This is a genomic window from Anaerocolumna xylanovorans DSM 12503 (assembly GCF_900143645.1).
GTDB classification, from domain to species: domain Bacteria; phylum Bacillota; class Clostridia; order Lachnospirales; family Lachnospiraceae; genus Anaerocolumna; species Anaerocolumna xylanovorans.
Genome location: NZ_FRFD01000016.1, coordinates 92,945 through 108,572 on the forward strand (window position 1 = coordinate 92,945; position 15,628 = coordinate 108,572).

The following is a 15,628-nucleotide window of genomic DNA, read 5'->3' on the forward strand; positions in this document are numbered from 1 at the left end:
TTAAAGCAAGGCAATCTTTCAGTTAATTTTCTCCCGATAGTACCTGATGCAATACTTCAGCCAGATATTTCATGGAATTTTTTTCTTCCGCTACGGTATTATTAATGGTGCCGACTTCCGCAAGAATCGATTTCTTACGTAAATGCAAATTGAACCGGAAGCCTTTCAAATAATTCTTATACATGTACCCCGGAAATAATTCCCGTCCTTTTAGCTGGAGCTGAAGGCTAAAGGCCAGATTTGCCTGAAGGTTAGGATTATAGAGATAGCCGATATCTTCCCCCTTGGAATTTCTGCTAAGTCCATTAAAAAGCATCACATTGGCAACCTTTTCACCATTTATAGTCACAACCCTCTTATTGCCGCCGTCTCTGTGCAAATCTATTATGACTTCTATGGTCGGGTTTTTCTTAAGTATTTTTGATACACCATCCGCCGCATAATTATAGGCCAGATTGCGGTCTAAATACCCTCCCATCATGTCATATTTTGTTTTGTCATGGACAACATTATATCCGTAATCTTTCTCCAATATATTGACCAATACATTCCCTACTCCAACGACAGTCTCATCCTCTGCTCCTTCTCTGCTGTCAGAAAAAGCTTCCTGGGAATGAGTATGATAAATTAATATCTGCGGCTTGTCTGTTTTGGCCTTTAATGTCATATCCATACTTAACATCTTTTCCGCATCAAATATAGCGTCATTTACAGAAGTAGTGCCGTCTATTATGTAAAAATTATTATATAGGAAATGTTTGTTTTCAAGCTGAGCTAACGTATAGTGCTCACCGTTTGCAGAGCTGACAGCCTGCTTGGAGTAATCCTCTACATTACTGGTTCCTTCGTCCTCCATATAGAATTCACCGTTTATAATGTCAATAGGCAGCATGGGGTTACTTATTCCCTGTGATTCTGCTGCAACTGCCTCTTCCTCATAATTATTTTCATTTTTTACATCGGTTCCCGTACTGCCTGCCGCCTTTGCCCCTTGCAGAATTAAGCTTAGATATTCTTTGGGTCCCATAAGAATATTATCATTTGAGGTATAAAGCATCGGATTATTTTCTATGTACTGTCTTTCTGTAACCGTATCTGCCCTGGCTACATATTCATTGATAGGGAAACTATGTATGATGCCGTTAAAAGCATACCCTTTTGCGTCTCCATTGGTATCTTCCACGTAGTGTAACAGCGGACTATGTGTTTCTAAAACATAATTTGAAAGAACCGTTATGAATTTTTCTTTTAGAGACTCACTTGATTTCGCCAGGCCGTTATTGCCAAGTACATTAATTCCCTTGATCAGCACTGTAAAGCTTAGTATTAATATTATTGTCCATAGTGTCATAAAGAAAAGCCGTTCAGCCTTATAGCGATATCTTTTCATAGCATACTCCTCATTCAGTATTAAGCATTGTAAAATAACACCTTATTTATCATATGCTTCATTCTTTTATCTGATAACATTTCCAGGTGCTTTTTAAGAAAAATTTAAGACATGCTATTTTTTTTCTGGCTTAAGTACCATTCCTGATAAAAACTTAGGAAGAAACTACCGTCAAAGGGCCCGTTTCTTCCTAATATAATAGTCATATTTTTATGCAAAGCACTGGTTAAGCGCTTCCGATACGGTATAGCTGATTTGTTTCACTGCTTCATCAATGTTTTTTGGTGTCACAAACATATTACGCATGCTCTGCTCTCCAACCTCTCTTGTAAACTGATTTATTTCCTGCTCCGCAAAACCCTGTCCCTGCATAAAATGTTCCATAGAATCCATTACAATAGTGGCAGCATCTACGACGGTTGGGATACCGAGTGCGATTACATCCACTCCAAGACTTTCCTTATTAAGGGCCCTTCGGTTATTTCCCACTCCTGACCCGGGACTGATTCCGGTATCCGTTATCTGTATTGTCTTATTCACCCTGCTTACACTTCTTGCAGCCAGTGCATCTATTACCACAATCAGCTTTGGCATAGTCTCTTTTATAATGCCTCTTAATATTTCACTGGTTTCCATTCCTGTCTGTGCCATGACTCCCGGAGCTATGGCGCTGATATTTCCCATTTTATTTTTTTCAAGGAATTCCTGCCCGTATTCTTTCTTAAGATGCCTTGTCACCAGAAGATTGTCTACCACCTGGGGACCTAACGCATCAGGAGTAACCTCTCTGTTTCCAAGCCCTGCTATCAGTATTTCCTTACCGCTCACCTCACCGGCCAGCTGCCTGATATACTTGGCAATTTCCTTTGAAATCGGTTCCTGAAAGCTTTCATCCTTCTCATCAAGCTTTACCGCCTCGATTGTTATATAGGTTCCGATTGGCTTTCCCATGGCTTTAGAGCCTCTTTCATCCTTAATGGTAACGGTTGTAACCTTTATGTCTTTTTTCTTGTTGTATTCTTCCTTTAGTATAACGCCCTGTATTTCAACATCGTCCTCCGGAAATGTTTCCCTGACTTCCAAAGCCAGGTCGGTCCTTGGCATATTTAATTTACCCATCGGATATGATTCCTCCTTTTATGTTCTTTCTATTTTATTTTTTGCATATTTTTTAAATTTATGTATTGACATAGGATATGCTTTATACTACTATATAATAGTATGTTTACATTAGAACGTCCGTGTCCGGATTTAATGAAACAAAGATCAAAATTTAAATATAGTTGTGGAGGTGTACGATTTGGCTAACATTAAATCTGCTAAGAAACGTATTTTAGTGAATGAAACAAAAGCATTAAGAAATAAGGCTATTAAGTCTAAAGTTAAGACTTCTATAAAGAAAGTAGATGCTGCCGTGGCTGCCGGTGACAAAGAACTTGCTAAGACAAGCTTACTTGCTGCTATTTCTGATATTAGCAAAGCAACATCCAAAGGTGTTTATCACAAAAATACTGCTGCAAGAAAAGTTTCCCGTTTAAGCAAAGCTGTTAACACCCTTGCTTAAGAATAAAAGAATCTGAAACAACCCATTCAGATTTAGAATAGAAAGAGAAAGAGCCGGCTGCCCAGGCAGCCGGCTCTTTCTCTTTCTATTGTTATTCATTTACTTTAAAAACTGCAACTGCTTTATTGAGGCTTTCCGCAATCATCGCCTGGCTATTAGCCATCTTTGACATATCCTCAATGGATCTTGAGGTTGTTTCCATTCCTTTTAATATTCCTTCCGAACTCTGCGCTGTTCCTTCCATATTTCCGGCGATACTTTGTACTACGCTGCTGATTTCTTCTGTTGATGCATTGAGTTCTTCTGACATAGATGCAGTATCCTGTGAAATTCCATTCATGTAAATAGCATCCTGCTCATAATTTTCACCGGTATCAATCAGCGTATCATAATCCGCACGTACTCTGTTGTCTACGAACTGCAATACTTCTCTTGAATTTTCTGCCAAATCATTTACAGAGTGAATAACTTTCCCTACAAGCTCTGCAATATTCTTAACGTAATCCGATGACTGTTCTGCCAGGCTTCTGATTTCATCGGCAACTACTGCAAAACCTCTGCCGTGCTCACCTGCTCTCGCTGCCTCAATTGCAGCGTTTAATGACAACAGGTTTGTCTGTTCAGCAATAGAAGCAATGGAACTTGCAATAATAGATATTTCCTCTACTACCTTAACCTTTTCGATAGACTGCTGTATCATTTCTGCTTTTTCATTATAAAGCTTATCTGCCAGTTCTTTGGACTTTATACCATTTTCCTTGATTCTTACGGCACGGTCCTTAATCTCTATCGAATGCATATTACTGTCGGAGGAATTGGATGCAAGCTGAGTTACACCGGAATTAACCTGTTCTATTGTCGCTGTCAGCTCTTCTGTAGCTGCATTAACGTCCAAAATTCCGTTTACAATATTCCCGGTATTCTCATTGATGGCTGCAAAAGTTGTTGAAACTTCTTCAATGGCAGCAGAAAGCTCTTGGCTGGAGGCGGCCACTTCCATGGTTCTGTCCATAATGTTTGCTACGGTATTCCTCATTCTCTCCTGTGCCTTACTCATGGACTGAAGCAATTTACCAAATTCATCATTGCTTCTGTAGCGTACCTTATAGGTTAAATCTCCGCTTTCTAAAGCCTGAGCAAACAATAAGCCCATTTTCAAATTCTTTGTTATGTATAAAGATAATAAAAGTCCAAGACTTACGGCAATAAGACCGCCAACTGCAGAAAATACAATTGTGAGAAGGCTCACCGTAAAAACACTGCTCTGATTTTGCTTGTTCCTGGTATCAGCCATTTCCTGATTGTCTTTTACCAGCTGGTCTAACTGCTTCTGCATTGTAGCTCTGCTGTTTTCGTTGTCATCCAACAAGCCTATTGCCATAGCATTATTTCCCTGAGATACATATTTTAATATTTCATCTCTGGAAGCCGCATATTTGGAAAGTTCTTCTTTATAGTTGTCCCATAGTTTCTTATTGTCTGATTTTAAGAGCTCCTTTTCATAATTATCCATAAGAAGTGTGTTCTCTTTTTTCAGGTTGTCAATTAACGGAATTATCTTATCTGTTGTCTGCATACTCTGAGAATACACTACCTCTAATAAGTAAGCTTTGATCTCCAGGTTATCTTCCGTTATCTGATGCAGTATATCAATGCTTTTCAGATTATAGCCATACATATCTTCACCATTTTTGGCAACATTTTTTACACTTAATGATGCAATAATTCCAGTAGAAATAACAAATACTAGAATAATCAGAAAACTTGCTATAAGTTTTACTCTGATAGAAAGGTTTTTAAATAACTTCATAAACAAATTTTGTATATAGAAAAAATTTCTATATATTTCTCCTTCTGCATTAATTTATTGTCCTTTTTTCATATTACTTTATTCATCAGATAATATCAAGCTTAATTAATAACAATTTAACTGTCAATAATTAAATATGCTATATTTCAAATATTTATTTTAATCCCTTAAAACTTAATAAAATGCTGTTATAAGGGCAAATATCTTAATTAATAAACCAAAATAAAATTATTAAATTTTAATAAACTGTATTGCATTAAATCAAATTTTGTGCCATAATACAATTACGATATTGATTATCATTATTAAATAAAATAATTTTATAAAAAGGAGTGACTGAATATGTTTAAACAAGTAGAATTAAAATATGACTTTAACGCTTTGGAACCCCATATTGATGAGCTTACTATGGTGACTCACTATACAAAGCACCATGCCGCTTATACAAACAACTTAAATGCTGCCTTGGAGAAATCTCCTGAACTGGCAGACAAATCAATTGAAGATATCTTTACTTCTCTTGCAGATATTGCAGATGAAGCACAAAAAAATGCCATTCGCAATAATGGCGGAGGCTTTTATAACCACAATCTTTACTTTTCCACACTCTCTCCTAATGCCGGAGGTGAACCGGATGGTAAACTCTCTGAACAGATCAAGAAAGATTTTGGCAGCTTCGATGCATTGAAAGAACGGCTTTCCCAGGCAGCTGCCACAAGGTTTGGCTCCGGCTGGGCATGGCTGTCAGTGAATAAAGACGGTGCCCTACAGGTAAGCTCAAGTCCCAATCAGGATAATCCTATTATGGAAACCAAGGGTGAATGGGTACCTATTCTTGGAATTGACGTGTGGGAACATGCTTATTATCTGAAATACAAGAATTTAAGAGCTGACTATATCAAATCCTTCTTTGAAGTCCTTGACTGGAAGGAAGTTGCATCCAATTATAAAAATGCCAGAAACAGATAAAATAAAAAACAGGTGAGGCACTCTATATTTATCAATACAGATGCTTCACCTGTTTTTATTGTTTATTCCCCTTTAATATCTCATGAAGCAGTCTTTCCTGCCCGGATAAATCAGTATAACCTATATAACTCTCTTTCGAAATAATGAGATTTCAAGATTTTCCGCCACATGTTTCTGATAATGCCGGAACAAAACAATAGCAGTTATAGCAATACAGCCCGCTGCCACTGCTTTGCTGTCACAAAGCAATAAAGCTGATACTCCAAAGCACACAAAAGTAATAATACTTTTACAGGAGTCCGGGCTTATGCAGATAACGCAGGAAAACAGTATATAAAAGAGTACCAGCAGTGATAACGGTGTAATAATAGGATATAAACCCATCAACACACCAAAGGACACTGCTATTGCCTTTCCTCCCCTTCCATGCCTGTACAGTGGATATGCATGCCCCAAGACCGGCGCTGCCATTACAACAGCAAACATATTATTATTGACATCCAAAAATCCTGCCCCTATAAATACGGGAAGAAAGCCTTTTAGCAGTTCTAAGATAAGAACTTTTGTTCCAACCTTTTTATTTCCATATCTAAAAGCATTATGGGTTCCTGGATTTTTATCATCGCTAAGCTTTGTGATATCTATATCATAGAATATTTTCGGTAAGATATAGGCAAATAAGATACTTCCGCAGCAGTAACCTGCCGCTATGAATAGCAAATACCTCATATAAGCTCCTTCCGGATCAGCACCCTGATTCTATCAATTACGTTATGAATTCACTGACATCTGCTCTAATAAATTACTGATCTCTGCGGCCGCTTCCCTCTTGGCATATTGCCTTTGGGCAGCAAGCATCTGTTCACGCAGCTGCTTATCGTTCACAAACTGCCTCCCGCATTCAATCTGCTCTGAAATTTTCCCCGGTGCCGCCGATATTCCTCTCGGAACAAAAAACTTCAGATTATCTATCTCACAGCCAGGTATCGGAGCCGTATGAATCAATGGTCTGTTCTTTATAATAACCTCTGTGGAAGAGAGCCCGCCCGGTTTCGTATATACTACATCGCAGGCCTCCATATATAAGGATACCTTTCTGGTAAATCCTATAATATGTATGTTTCTATTATCCTTAAAATCACGTTTCAGAGTCTTTTTTAGAAAATCATTGGTGCCGCAGATAACCATTATATGCTCACCGCTGTTACAGCCTTTCGCCAGTTGTCTGGTAAATCTTCTGATCTTTCCAAATCCCATGCTTCCGCCCATTATCAGATACACAGGTTTATCCTCGGGAAGTTTTAATATCTTTCTGGCTTTCTTTTTTCCAATATTATTATAAAATTCCTCTCTTACCGGAATTCCGAATGGATATATCTTATCTTTTGGGATACCTTTTGAAGTAAAATTCTCTGTAAGCTCCTCATGCGGAATAACAAAAGCATCACATAAAGTCTCTTCCCAGAAAGGACTCCAGGTATAGTCAGTCTGTACAGATACTATGCTTTGTTTTAACATACCTTTTCTCTTCATATAAGTTAAGGTTTCTCCGGCGTAAAGGTGAGTCGTAACCAAAATATCAAAATCCGGGTGCTCTTCCAAATATTTATATAAATATTTGGCCATACCTGCATTGGAATAATAAACGGGAGATTTTCTGTCCGGTGAGGACAATATAGCCCCTGCCTTATAGAAAAGATGAAATATATGGGGTGCATACTTTGTAGATAATATATAGGATCTGCTTACTCTCCTGTCATGCCTTTCACCTGCCAGCTTCATAAATCCAAGTACCACAGCATCATGACCATGTTTTGTCAAATACTCTTCAATCGCCTTGGCTGCTGTGTTGTGCCCTTCACCTGTATTACAGGTTAAAATCAGTACCTTCATGGAAACACCTCACGCTATCTTTATTTTGTCTGAAATGAACGGCCTCCGGCATCTGGTTACAGGTGCATAAGCCTCGTAGATATTGTATCAAAGTTTACATAAAAAATAAAGCTAAATAATGGAAATTCTTCTATTTACAAATATATTCAGGAGTGCTACAATTAACTTAGTTTGCTGTAGTTCTTTTCCTCTGCCTAACGGAGGGAAATATGCCACGTACTATAAAAATCTTATTATCCATTCTTTTATGCATAGCTCTTATATTTCTGCCGGGTAAACAGTTTCATGCTGACACCTTCGGCTCCATACCCTTTGTAATACTATCAGACTATAGTGAAATCCTTAATATCGGCGATGAATTCCAATTATATGCCGTCACCTCTAACGGGAACTTCCCAACCTTTAAAAGCAGTAATTCCAAGGTCGCTTCCGTGAATACTTATGGAAGCATAACAGCTAAGAGTACCGGAACTGCCCTCATAACAGCCAAAATAAATAAAGCAGAAGCTTCCTGTAAGATTACCGTACAGAAAACATCCGTGGATATACGTTCCTCAAAAACTTCTATTGAAGCCGGCGAAACACTATCCCTTTCTGCCAAAACCTCAAATGGCTCCCCGGTTGTCTGGAAGAGTACATTAAAAAGCATTGCCGCAATCGATGAAAACGGCCTGGTCACCGGTATAAAACCCGGTAAAGCCGTCATCACTGCCACTGCAGACAAAAGTACCGCTTCCATAACCATCACTGTAAAGTCCCCTGTTATCACACTTAACCGGACAACCCTTTCGCTTTACCGCGGCCAGACCTTTTCCTTGTCTGCAGCGGTTTCTTCCAAACTAATGCCAAGTTGGAAGACAAACAAAAAAAGTGTTGCCACCGTAGAGGAAAATGGCCTGGTTACTGCCAGAAAGCATGGTACTGCGGTTATTAGCGCTACTGTAAGCGGTGTAACAAAAACCTGTACCGTTACTGTAAAACAGCCGGAAATCACTTTTGATTCCTACGATATTACTATCAAAAAGGGGGAAAAGAAAAAGATTACTGCAACGGTATCCTCCGGGAATGTTCCCATCTGGTCCTCCAGTAATCTTAATATTGCTTCCGTTGATAGTTCCGGTACTGTCATAGGTGTTGAAAAGGGGAAAGCCTACATCTATGCGGCAGAAGATGGAATTAAAATACGCTGCACTGTAAAAGTAACCCAATAATAAAACTTAAATACAGGAAGAGGAAGGATTACAGCAAACAAAAACAGGCCGGCAATTACTTAAAAACTGCTGCCTGCTAATCCTTCAGGTGCAAAGAATCCATCTGTTCCAACAGCTCCACGAACTTGTCACTGCTTCCGCCTGCATCAGGATGATATTCCTTAGCAAGCTCACGAAAACGCTTCTTGATTGTCCTGGCATCAGCATCAAAGGATAAGCCCATCTTTGCAAGGACATCCGGGTTGTAAAGGCTGCCGTCAAGTATACCTGTTTCCTGGAATATTTTATAATAAACTGCATAATAATACTGGCCTATCACTTGTTTTAAATTCTCTCTGTCCATCGCCAGTAAGTCTTTCATATTATACCTTGCCTTCCGGCATTTGTCCTGAAGACCGAAGAATTCATCCCAAACCAGTGCTTTGGGTAAACTCTTATGTATTTCCCATCCTTTATAGTCCCTGTTTCCTTCATATTGATGGAATCTAAGCTTTAATTCCATCTTTTTAAGATTCCGTATCTTACGTTTTATATCCCCTTCGCTACAATAACAATCAGACACTTTTTATCCTTCTTTCCAAAGATTATAAGTGCTACATAAATGCACCTTATCAGGTTTACCTTTTATATTAGGAAATATTATAGCATAAAAATTATTATTTTCATAGAACTGTTAATCTGATCTGCTGACAAGCGGGAAGCCAAGTCCTTTGCTCTTTTAATAATCCCCGCTTTCCCGTCTTGCCATTCACAAATATGACTACTTCCTAAAGAACTGCATTACCTTATCGCTTAGTTCCGGTAAAAACTCATGCCCATAATCAGGATAAACAATATGTTCTTTCTCCGAGTTGATTTTATTATAAACAGCAAACTGGGTGGACGGAGGGCAGATAGTATCCATTAATCCAGTTGCAAATAATACCTTTCCTCTGATTCTTTCTGCCAGGTTCTGTATATCAATATATCCAAGCTTTGTAAATATCTCCTCTTCTCTTTGATGAGTAGGATCAAACAGCCTGAAATACTGCCTTAATTCCGCATAAGCATCCTTTGCCAAATCCATATCCCATACCCTCTTATAATCACTTAAAAAAGGATAAGTCGGAGCAAGTTTACTGATTCTTGGTTCCAAGGATGCGCAGGCAAGGGTAAGCGCCCCGCCCTGGGAGCCGCCCATAGCATATACATTGTCTGTGTCAATGTCCGGCATATTAAGGGCAATATCCGCTAATTCTGCCGTATCCAGAAAGATATGCCTGAAAAGTAAATTATCCGCTTCATCATCAAGGCCCCTGATAATATGTCCATCCAGGGTATTCCCCTTAACACCGCCTGCATCCTCTGATTGTCCGCCCTGACCACGGCAGTCCATTGCAAAGACGGAGTATCCAAGTGCTGCATATGCAAGCTTGTCACTCCAATCACCGGCATTGGAGCTGTAACCATGAAAAATCAGTACGGCCGGATGCTTACCGGAAGCATTCTTAGGGCGCAGGTGCTTTACATGAATTCTTGCACCTCTGACACCGGTAAAGTACATATCAAAGCATTCCGCATAAGGTACCTGAAAGTTAGATATCAGCAGTTCTACATTAGGGTCAACTGATTTCATTTCTGCAATAGCCCGCTCCCAGTACTGTGTAAAATCTTTTGGACGGGGATTTATCCCCTGATATTTTCTTAATTCTTCTAATGGCATGTCTATCATCGGCATGGCATAAAACCTCACTTTCTAAAATAAGCTGAATAGTAATTCTTATATAATTCTAATTGAAATCATGAAAAGTTTCAAAGTTTTTTTTAATATTCACAATTTTTCTGAAAAGTTTTCCTTTCAATCAATATTTAATATATCCCCTCTTACCGGCATATACTATTACAAACCATTTCGGGATACATCTATGAACATCACTCTTGGTATGAAAGCCCCTGATTTTACTTCAATGACAACCTTTGGACAAATTAATCTGTCTGACTATAATGGACACTGGGTTATTCTCTTTTCCCACCCGGGAGATTTTACTCCTGTATGCACAACCGAATTTGTTGCCTTTGCACAGGCCAATGACCAGTTTGAAGCATTGAATGCCAAACTAATCGGACTTAGCATAGACAGCAATACTTCCCATCTGGCATGGGTAAACCAGATATACCAGCTGACAGGAATTCAAATTCCTTTTCCTGTTATTGCAGACCGTATGGCCGATATTGCAAATCTATACGGCATGATATCCCCCAGCGTCAATAAACAGGAAACGGTACGGAATGTATTTTTCATTGATCCTGCACAGATCGTTCGTGCTATTTTGGTCTACCCATTAACAAACGGCAGAAATATTTACGAAATCCTTCGATTGTTAACCGCTATTCAAACGACTGACAAATGTAATGTCATAACTCCCGCAAACTGGGAACCCGGTAATCCTGTTATGGTTCCTCCGCCCGGTACTTATAACCAGCTACAGGAACGTGCCAATCCCCCCGGAGAACCAGGGCTTAATTGTATGGACTGGTTCTGGTGCTATAAAGAGGATATTTGCAAATAAGAATTTTTAATTTTAAGGGGGATGTTACAGGATGATTGACACCTGACTGCCAATCATTCTGTAACATCCCCCGATCATTGTTCTCGCAGGAGAACAGCCTGTTAATAACATCACCGTAATAATGATTACCGCTAAAAAATACTTTCTCCTTTTTACCGTTGTTTTTCTAAAAATAATAAATCTTTGCACTGTGAAACTTATAATAAATAAAAGCACTTCTGTTATCAGTTTTGCCATTGCCCGGTTTAGATTGAGTAAATTATTCAGGGCATATAAAATACATGTATTTAATGCCAGTATTCCGCCGGCAAGCATGGCATAATGAATGATGGATTTCATCCGGTTTTCTTTACACCGGAATACAAAGGTGCTGTTTAGAAAATAATTAAAAGCAGCACTGACAAAACGGGCAGCGATATTGCCCCAGATTAGGGCTATCCCATCTGCCGCCCCCATCTTGCCAAACATCCATACCAGTGGAAAAAATATCAAGTAGTCCAGCAAAAAGCTTAAAAAGGAAGCTCCTGAAAAAGCCAGAAGATTGCCATAGATCCGGATGGAATCCCATATCACCCGGAAATGCGAGCATGAATTTTTGCTATCATGATAAATTGTGGCAATGGGTACTTCTGATATTTTGAGATCTCTTCTTACACAGTAGAGCAGGACATTCATTTCATATTCAAAGCGTTCCCCTTTTACATTTAGTAATTGATGTATCATTTTATAAGAAAACGCCCTAAGTCCAGTCTGAGTATCGGATATCCATTTGCCGTTAAATAAACGAAAAACATATTTTGTAATGGTATTGCCAATCAGCGAAGGAAAGGGAACCTTCCCGGTGAAACTGCGGACGCCTAAAACCAAGTCAGAACTGCTGTTATGCAGTTCATAAAGAATACGAACGGCATCTACCGGCCGGTGCTGTCCATCTGCATCTAATATAACAACATTATCCTCCTCATCAAAATTATCGAATATATATTTTAATGCGGTTTTTATTGCTGCTCCTTTTCCCCGATTGACGCCATGTGTCAGAACCACTGCATATTCATCTAATTTATGAAAGATATCAAGTGCGCTTTGGTCACTTCCGTCATTGACTACCACTATATGATTTAATTTCTTTTTATACAGTTCCTCTACAAGATGAATTAATTTCATATCCGGATTATAAGCCGGAATTATTATAATGTCCATAATTGCTACTCCTTCCAGAGTTATTTCTATTACACTCTAAAGTTCACTATAGAAGTATGGACAATCTTCTGAAACAAATTCATAATAAGAAGATTCTATGCTTATAAATGTGACGGAAACTCATAAAAGTTTGTACCGGCTTACTCTATCAATGACCAGGTTTGGGTTATAGAGAATTCGTTCACAGTCTTTTCATAAGGGCCAGCAGGTAATCCTGCCGACCCTCCCCTTTTTACATACCAATTTATTTAAAGATGCAATATTTTTAAATTTATCACCTAATGAATTGAATCCCATGAGATTGAAGTATATAATAACAAAGAAAAGATTTACGCGCCCGATGAAGAAATGGAGAGAAAAATGCCACCAATCAGTGTATTAATAAAGCCATCCTCCGGCAATTGTAATCTTAGATGCAACTATTGCTTTTACTATGATACCATCTCAAAACGTTCCCAGCCCAACTACGGCTTTATGAGCGAGGCCGTGCTGGAGCAAGTCCTTCAAAAAGTACTGGCTTATGCAGAGGGCGAATGTACGATAGCTTACCAGGGCGGCGAACCTACCTTGATCGGTCTTGACTTTTTTAAAAAATCCATTGAATTACAACATAAATATAATATAAATCATGTTAAAATATATAACGCGATTCAGACAAATGGATATTATTCGGATAAGGAATGGGCAAGGTTCTATGCAGAGAACAATTTTCTTGTAGGCGTGTCCCTGGATGGGGGACCGAAAACACATGACCTTTATAGATTGAATGCCAAAGGCGAAGGAAGCTTTTATCGTGTGATGGATACCATTTCACTGTTCAAAAAATACAATGTACAGTTCAATATTCTATCTGTCGTTAACAGTAAAACAGCCTCTCAAATCGAACGTAATTATGAGTTCTATAAAAAGCATAATCTAAAATATCTGCAATTCATAGCCTGCCTGGATCCAATTGGGGAGGAGCCAGGTCAAAGGGATTATTCTCTTTTGCCCGAAGCATACGGAGAATTCTTAATTAAATTGTTTCATTTATGGTATCAGGATTTATTGCAGGATACCCAGCCCTATATCCGTCAATTTGAAAATTATATTTCAATTTTATTAGGTTATGCTCCGGAATCCTGCGACATGAAAGGAATCTGCGGCAAACAATATGTCGTTGAGGCGGACGGTTCCGTATATCCCTGTGATTTTTATGTAATGGATGAATACCTGCTCGGTAACTTTTGTAACAGCACTGTGGAGCAGATTGACGACTCCAGAAGCAGGATTGGGTTCATAGAAAAGTCACTGCACCATGATGCAGCATGCGATGAATGCAAGTTCTATGCCATCTGCCGCGGCGGCTGTACAAGAAACCGGCAGTTAGCAGAACCATATCATCAACACTTTTGTAAATCTTATCAGATGTTTTTTGAAGCGTGCCTGCCGCAAATGCTTGAAATAGCAGATATCCTATATAATAGGATATAGATTAATCCATTAATTATAGTTTAATAATATCGAACTGCGCGTTTATAAAAATTATTTTCTGTAGCAGTTAAAAGTCTACTTAACCTCTACTCCCAAAAGGCGCGCTAAAACTGCCGCTTGATAGATATCCACAATTGCTCCTACAAGTTCTTTATTACTATCGGAAAGTATAATTCCTTCTATCCTGCTTTCTCTAAAATCGATATTTTTTAAAGGAGTTTTAAAAAAATCACAATTATTTAATGTGACATCATGAAATTCCAAATCTTTTAAAATGCATTCCGCCAGACAGGCATTGCTATAGTCTGATGAAGATAGAATGGTTTTCTGTATTTTAGAATGTTCAAAATTAGAGTAAGTAAAGTTAGAATCCGAAAAAAGCACATGCTTTATCGTTGAATTTTGGAACCTAGTTCCTACCCCTTTACACAAGGTGAATTCCACTTGGTTAAAATAGCAGTTCTCAAAGGTACAGTTGGAAATATCACAATTCTTAAAATATATATTCGTAAATCCTGACTTATTAAAGTTGCAATTTAATAACCTGCAATTATTAAATTCAACATTATTATAATCTATTCCTGACAAGTCTTCACCGGTAAGATAATCTGATGAAAACAACAATCTTTCTGCTGCCTGCTCCTGCGCCTGTAATTCTATAATCTGATTTAGCATCGGACCCACTTCTCTTAACTCTGTTACCTGTGGTGCATTAATCTTCATTTATACCATCCTCATATGCTTTTTATGTGATTTATCAAAAATATTGTAACCATTTGAATTTTAATTTACAAGACGAACTTAGAAATTAATGCAAGTATTTTCAGCTTGGCAGGTTTTCATGGATTACTCAATAACTCATCCAAATACATTCAGTCCTTGGCAGACTGCCTCCGGGTATCTTAAAAGTGTTCTTATCTGTCACCTTACTTCTTCATTTTGGGTATAAAAAACTACCAACTGATAGTTGGTAGCCGTATTTATAAACTGCGGTTTATTTTTCATATATCGGATCATGATTGATGGTGCTCACTTCATCGGTTTTCTTGTATCCAAGTGAATCCCAAAATGTTTCGTTGCTATCCGAAGTAAGGTATATATTCCTGACACCATTTGAATAAAGATTCTTTTCAGCATGTGAAATTAACCTTGCACCTAATCCAGATTTTCTAAAAACAGGGTCAATATAAATTTCTCTGATAAACCCCCATCCTTCTCGTTCACACCAGTTACTTTGTGGAGTGTCAATCTGAAAGAAAATAAATCCAACCGGTTCCTCATTAAGAAATAACAAATCCAGTGTACTTGTTCCCGATATTGAAAACTCCCCAATTTCGGTACATGCCTTACATATCTCTTTTTCCGTTATCTCAATTTTAAAATCATTTCTAAAGTATTTCGTAAACATTTTTATAAAATATTGCATATACCCATTATTAAATGAACGAATTTCGATATTTTCCAAATTCAGCTTTTACCTCCCAAAGTACTTCTTTCTGTGATGTATATTACACCATTTTCTATCAACTATCAATATTCAGCTTTGATTTATTCAAATCTTAATTAAAC

Annotated in this window: 15 protein-coding genes; 5 read left to right on the plus strand and 10 right to left on the minus strand. The window is 38.2% G+C overall.

Translation table 11 applies throughout. The features are described 5' to 3' along the window. Window positions 1-22: 22 nt before the first annotated feature. Together BUF11_RS22155 and gpr are read right to left on the minus strand one after the other, a co-directional pair. A complete protein-coding gene (locus BUF11_RS22155) occupies window positions 23-1,390 on the minus strand; it encodes a stage II sporulation protein P (RefSeq protein ID WP_073591068.1) in 1,368 nt (455 codons plus the stop codon). A gap of 210 nt (window positions 1,391-1,600) precedes the next feature. Then, window positions 1,601-2,509, minus strand: coding sequence for a GPR endopeptidase (gene gpr, locus BUF11_RS22160; protein WP_073591069.1), 909 nt, complete (start codon window positions 2,507-2,509; stop codon window positions 1,601-1,603). 181 nt (window positions 2,510-2,690) lie between these two features. Here gpr and rpsT point away from each other — a divergent pair, with 181 nt between their 5' ends. Beyond that, complete coding sequence (rpsT, locus tag BUF11_RS22165) at window positions 2,691-2,954, plus strand: 30S ribosomal protein S20 (RefSeq protein ID WP_073591070.1); 264 nt, start codon at window positions 2,691-2,693, stop codon at window positions 2,952-2,954. Between the two features lie 91 nt (window positions 2,955-3,045). On the opposite strand, the gene BUF11_RS22170 is transcribed toward rpsT, so the two are convergent. Continuing rightward, the gene (locus tag BUF11_RS22170; protein ID WP_073591099.1) at window positions 3,046-4,764 is read right to left on the minus strand and encodes a methyl-accepting chemotaxis protein; all 1,719 of its coding nucleotides are present in this window, start codon (window positions 4,762-4,764) and stop codon (window positions 3,046-3,048) included. Window positions 4,765-5,106: 342 nt separating this feature from the next. On the opposite strand from BUF11_RS22170, the gene BUF11_RS22175 reads away from it, so the two are divergent. After that, window positions 5,107-5,733 carry a superoxide dismutase gene (locus tag BUF11_RS22175; protein ID WP_073591071.1) on the plus strand — a complete coding sequence of 209 codons (627 nt, stop codon included), beginning with the start codon at window positions 5,107-5,109 and terminating at the stop codon, window positions 5,731-5,733. A 120-nt stretch (window positions 5,734-5,853) separates the two neighbouring features. Here BUF11_RS22175 and BUF11_RS22180 read toward each other — a convergent pair whose 3' ends face one another. Further along, window positions 5,854-6,462, minus strand: coding sequence for a glycerol-3-phosphate acyltransferase (locus BUF11_RS22180; protein WP_073591072.1), 609 nt, complete (start codon window positions 6,460-6,462; stop codon window positions 5,854-5,856). A gap of 42 nt (window positions 6,463-6,504) precedes the next feature. Next, the gene (locus BUF11_RS22185; RefSeq protein WP_073591073.1) at window positions 6,505-7,626 is read right to left on the minus strand and encodes an MGDG synthase family glycosyltransferase; all 1,122 of its coding nucleotides are present in this window, start codon (window positions 7,624-7,626) and stop codon (window positions 6,505-6,507) included. A 209-nt stretch (window positions 7,627-7,835) separates the two neighbouring features. On the opposite strand from BUF11_RS22185, the gene BUF11_RS22190 reads away from it, so the two are divergent. Continuing rightward, window positions 7,836-8,837: an Ig-like domain-containing protein gene (locus BUF11_RS22190; RefSeq protein ID WP_073591074.1), complete on the plus strand. Its 1,002-nt coding sequence runs from the start codon at window positions 7,836-7,838 to the stop codon at window positions 8,835-8,837. A 76-nt stretch (window positions 8,838-8,913) separates the two neighbouring features. Here the strand turns inward: BUF11_RS22190 and BUF11_RS22195 are convergent, their stop codons facing one another. After that, window positions 8,914-9,399 carry a DnaJ domain-containing protein gene (locus BUF11_RS22195; protein WP_073591075.1) on the minus strand — a complete coding sequence of 162 codons (486 nt, stop codon included), beginning with the start codon at window positions 9,397-9,399 and terminating at the stop codon, window positions 8,914-8,916. 198 nt (window positions 9,400-9,597) lie between these two features. Beyond that, complete coding sequence (locus tag BUF11_RS22200) at window positions 9,598-10,554, minus strand: alpha/beta fold hydrolase (RefSeq protein WP_073591076.1); 957 nt, start codon at window positions 10,552-10,554, stop codon at window positions 9,598-9,600. Window positions 10,555-10,741: 187 nt separating this feature from the next. Here BUF11_RS22200 and BUF11_RS22205 point away from each other — a divergent pair, with 187 nt between their 5' ends. After that, entirely contained in the window at window positions 10,742-11,386 is a 645-nt protein-coding gene (locus tag BUF11_RS22205; protein WP_073591077.1) for a peroxiredoxin, read from the plus strand. 24 nt (window positions 11,387-11,410) lie between these two features. Here BUF11_RS22205 and BUF11_RS22210 read toward each other — a convergent pair whose 3' ends face one another. Then, window positions 11,411-12,586: a bifunctional glycosyltransferase family 2/GtrA family protein gene (locus BUF11_RS22210; protein WP_073591078.1), complete on the minus strand. Its 1,176-nt coding sequence runs from the start codon at window positions 12,584-12,586 to the stop codon at window positions 11,411-11,413. Between the two features lie 360 nt (window positions 12,587-12,946). Here BUF11_RS22210 and BUF11_RS22215 point away from each other — a divergent pair, with 360 nt between their 5' ends. Beyond that, window positions 12,947-14,059 (plus strand): anaerobic sulfatase maturase, encoded by a 1,113-nt coding sequence (locus tag BUF11_RS22215; protein ID WP_073591079.1) that lies wholly within the window; start codon window positions 12,947-12,949, stop codon window positions 14,057-14,059. Window positions 14,060-14,134: 75 nt separating this feature from the next. On the opposite strand, the gene BUF11_RS22220 is transcribed toward BUF11_RS22215, so the two are convergent. Next, complete coding sequence (locus BUF11_RS22220) at window positions 14,135-14,782, minus strand: pentapeptide repeat-containing protein (protein ID WP_073591080.1); 648 nt, start codon at window positions 14,780-14,782, stop codon at window positions 14,135-14,137. A gap of 271 nt (window positions 14,783-15,053) precedes the next feature. After that, window positions 15,054-15,524, minus strand: coding sequence for a GNAT family N-acetyltransferase (locus BUF11_RS22225; RefSeq protein WP_073591081.1), 471 nt, complete (start codon window positions 15,522-15,524; stop codon window positions 15,054-15,056). Window positions 15,525-15,628 lie beyond the last annotated feature (104 nt).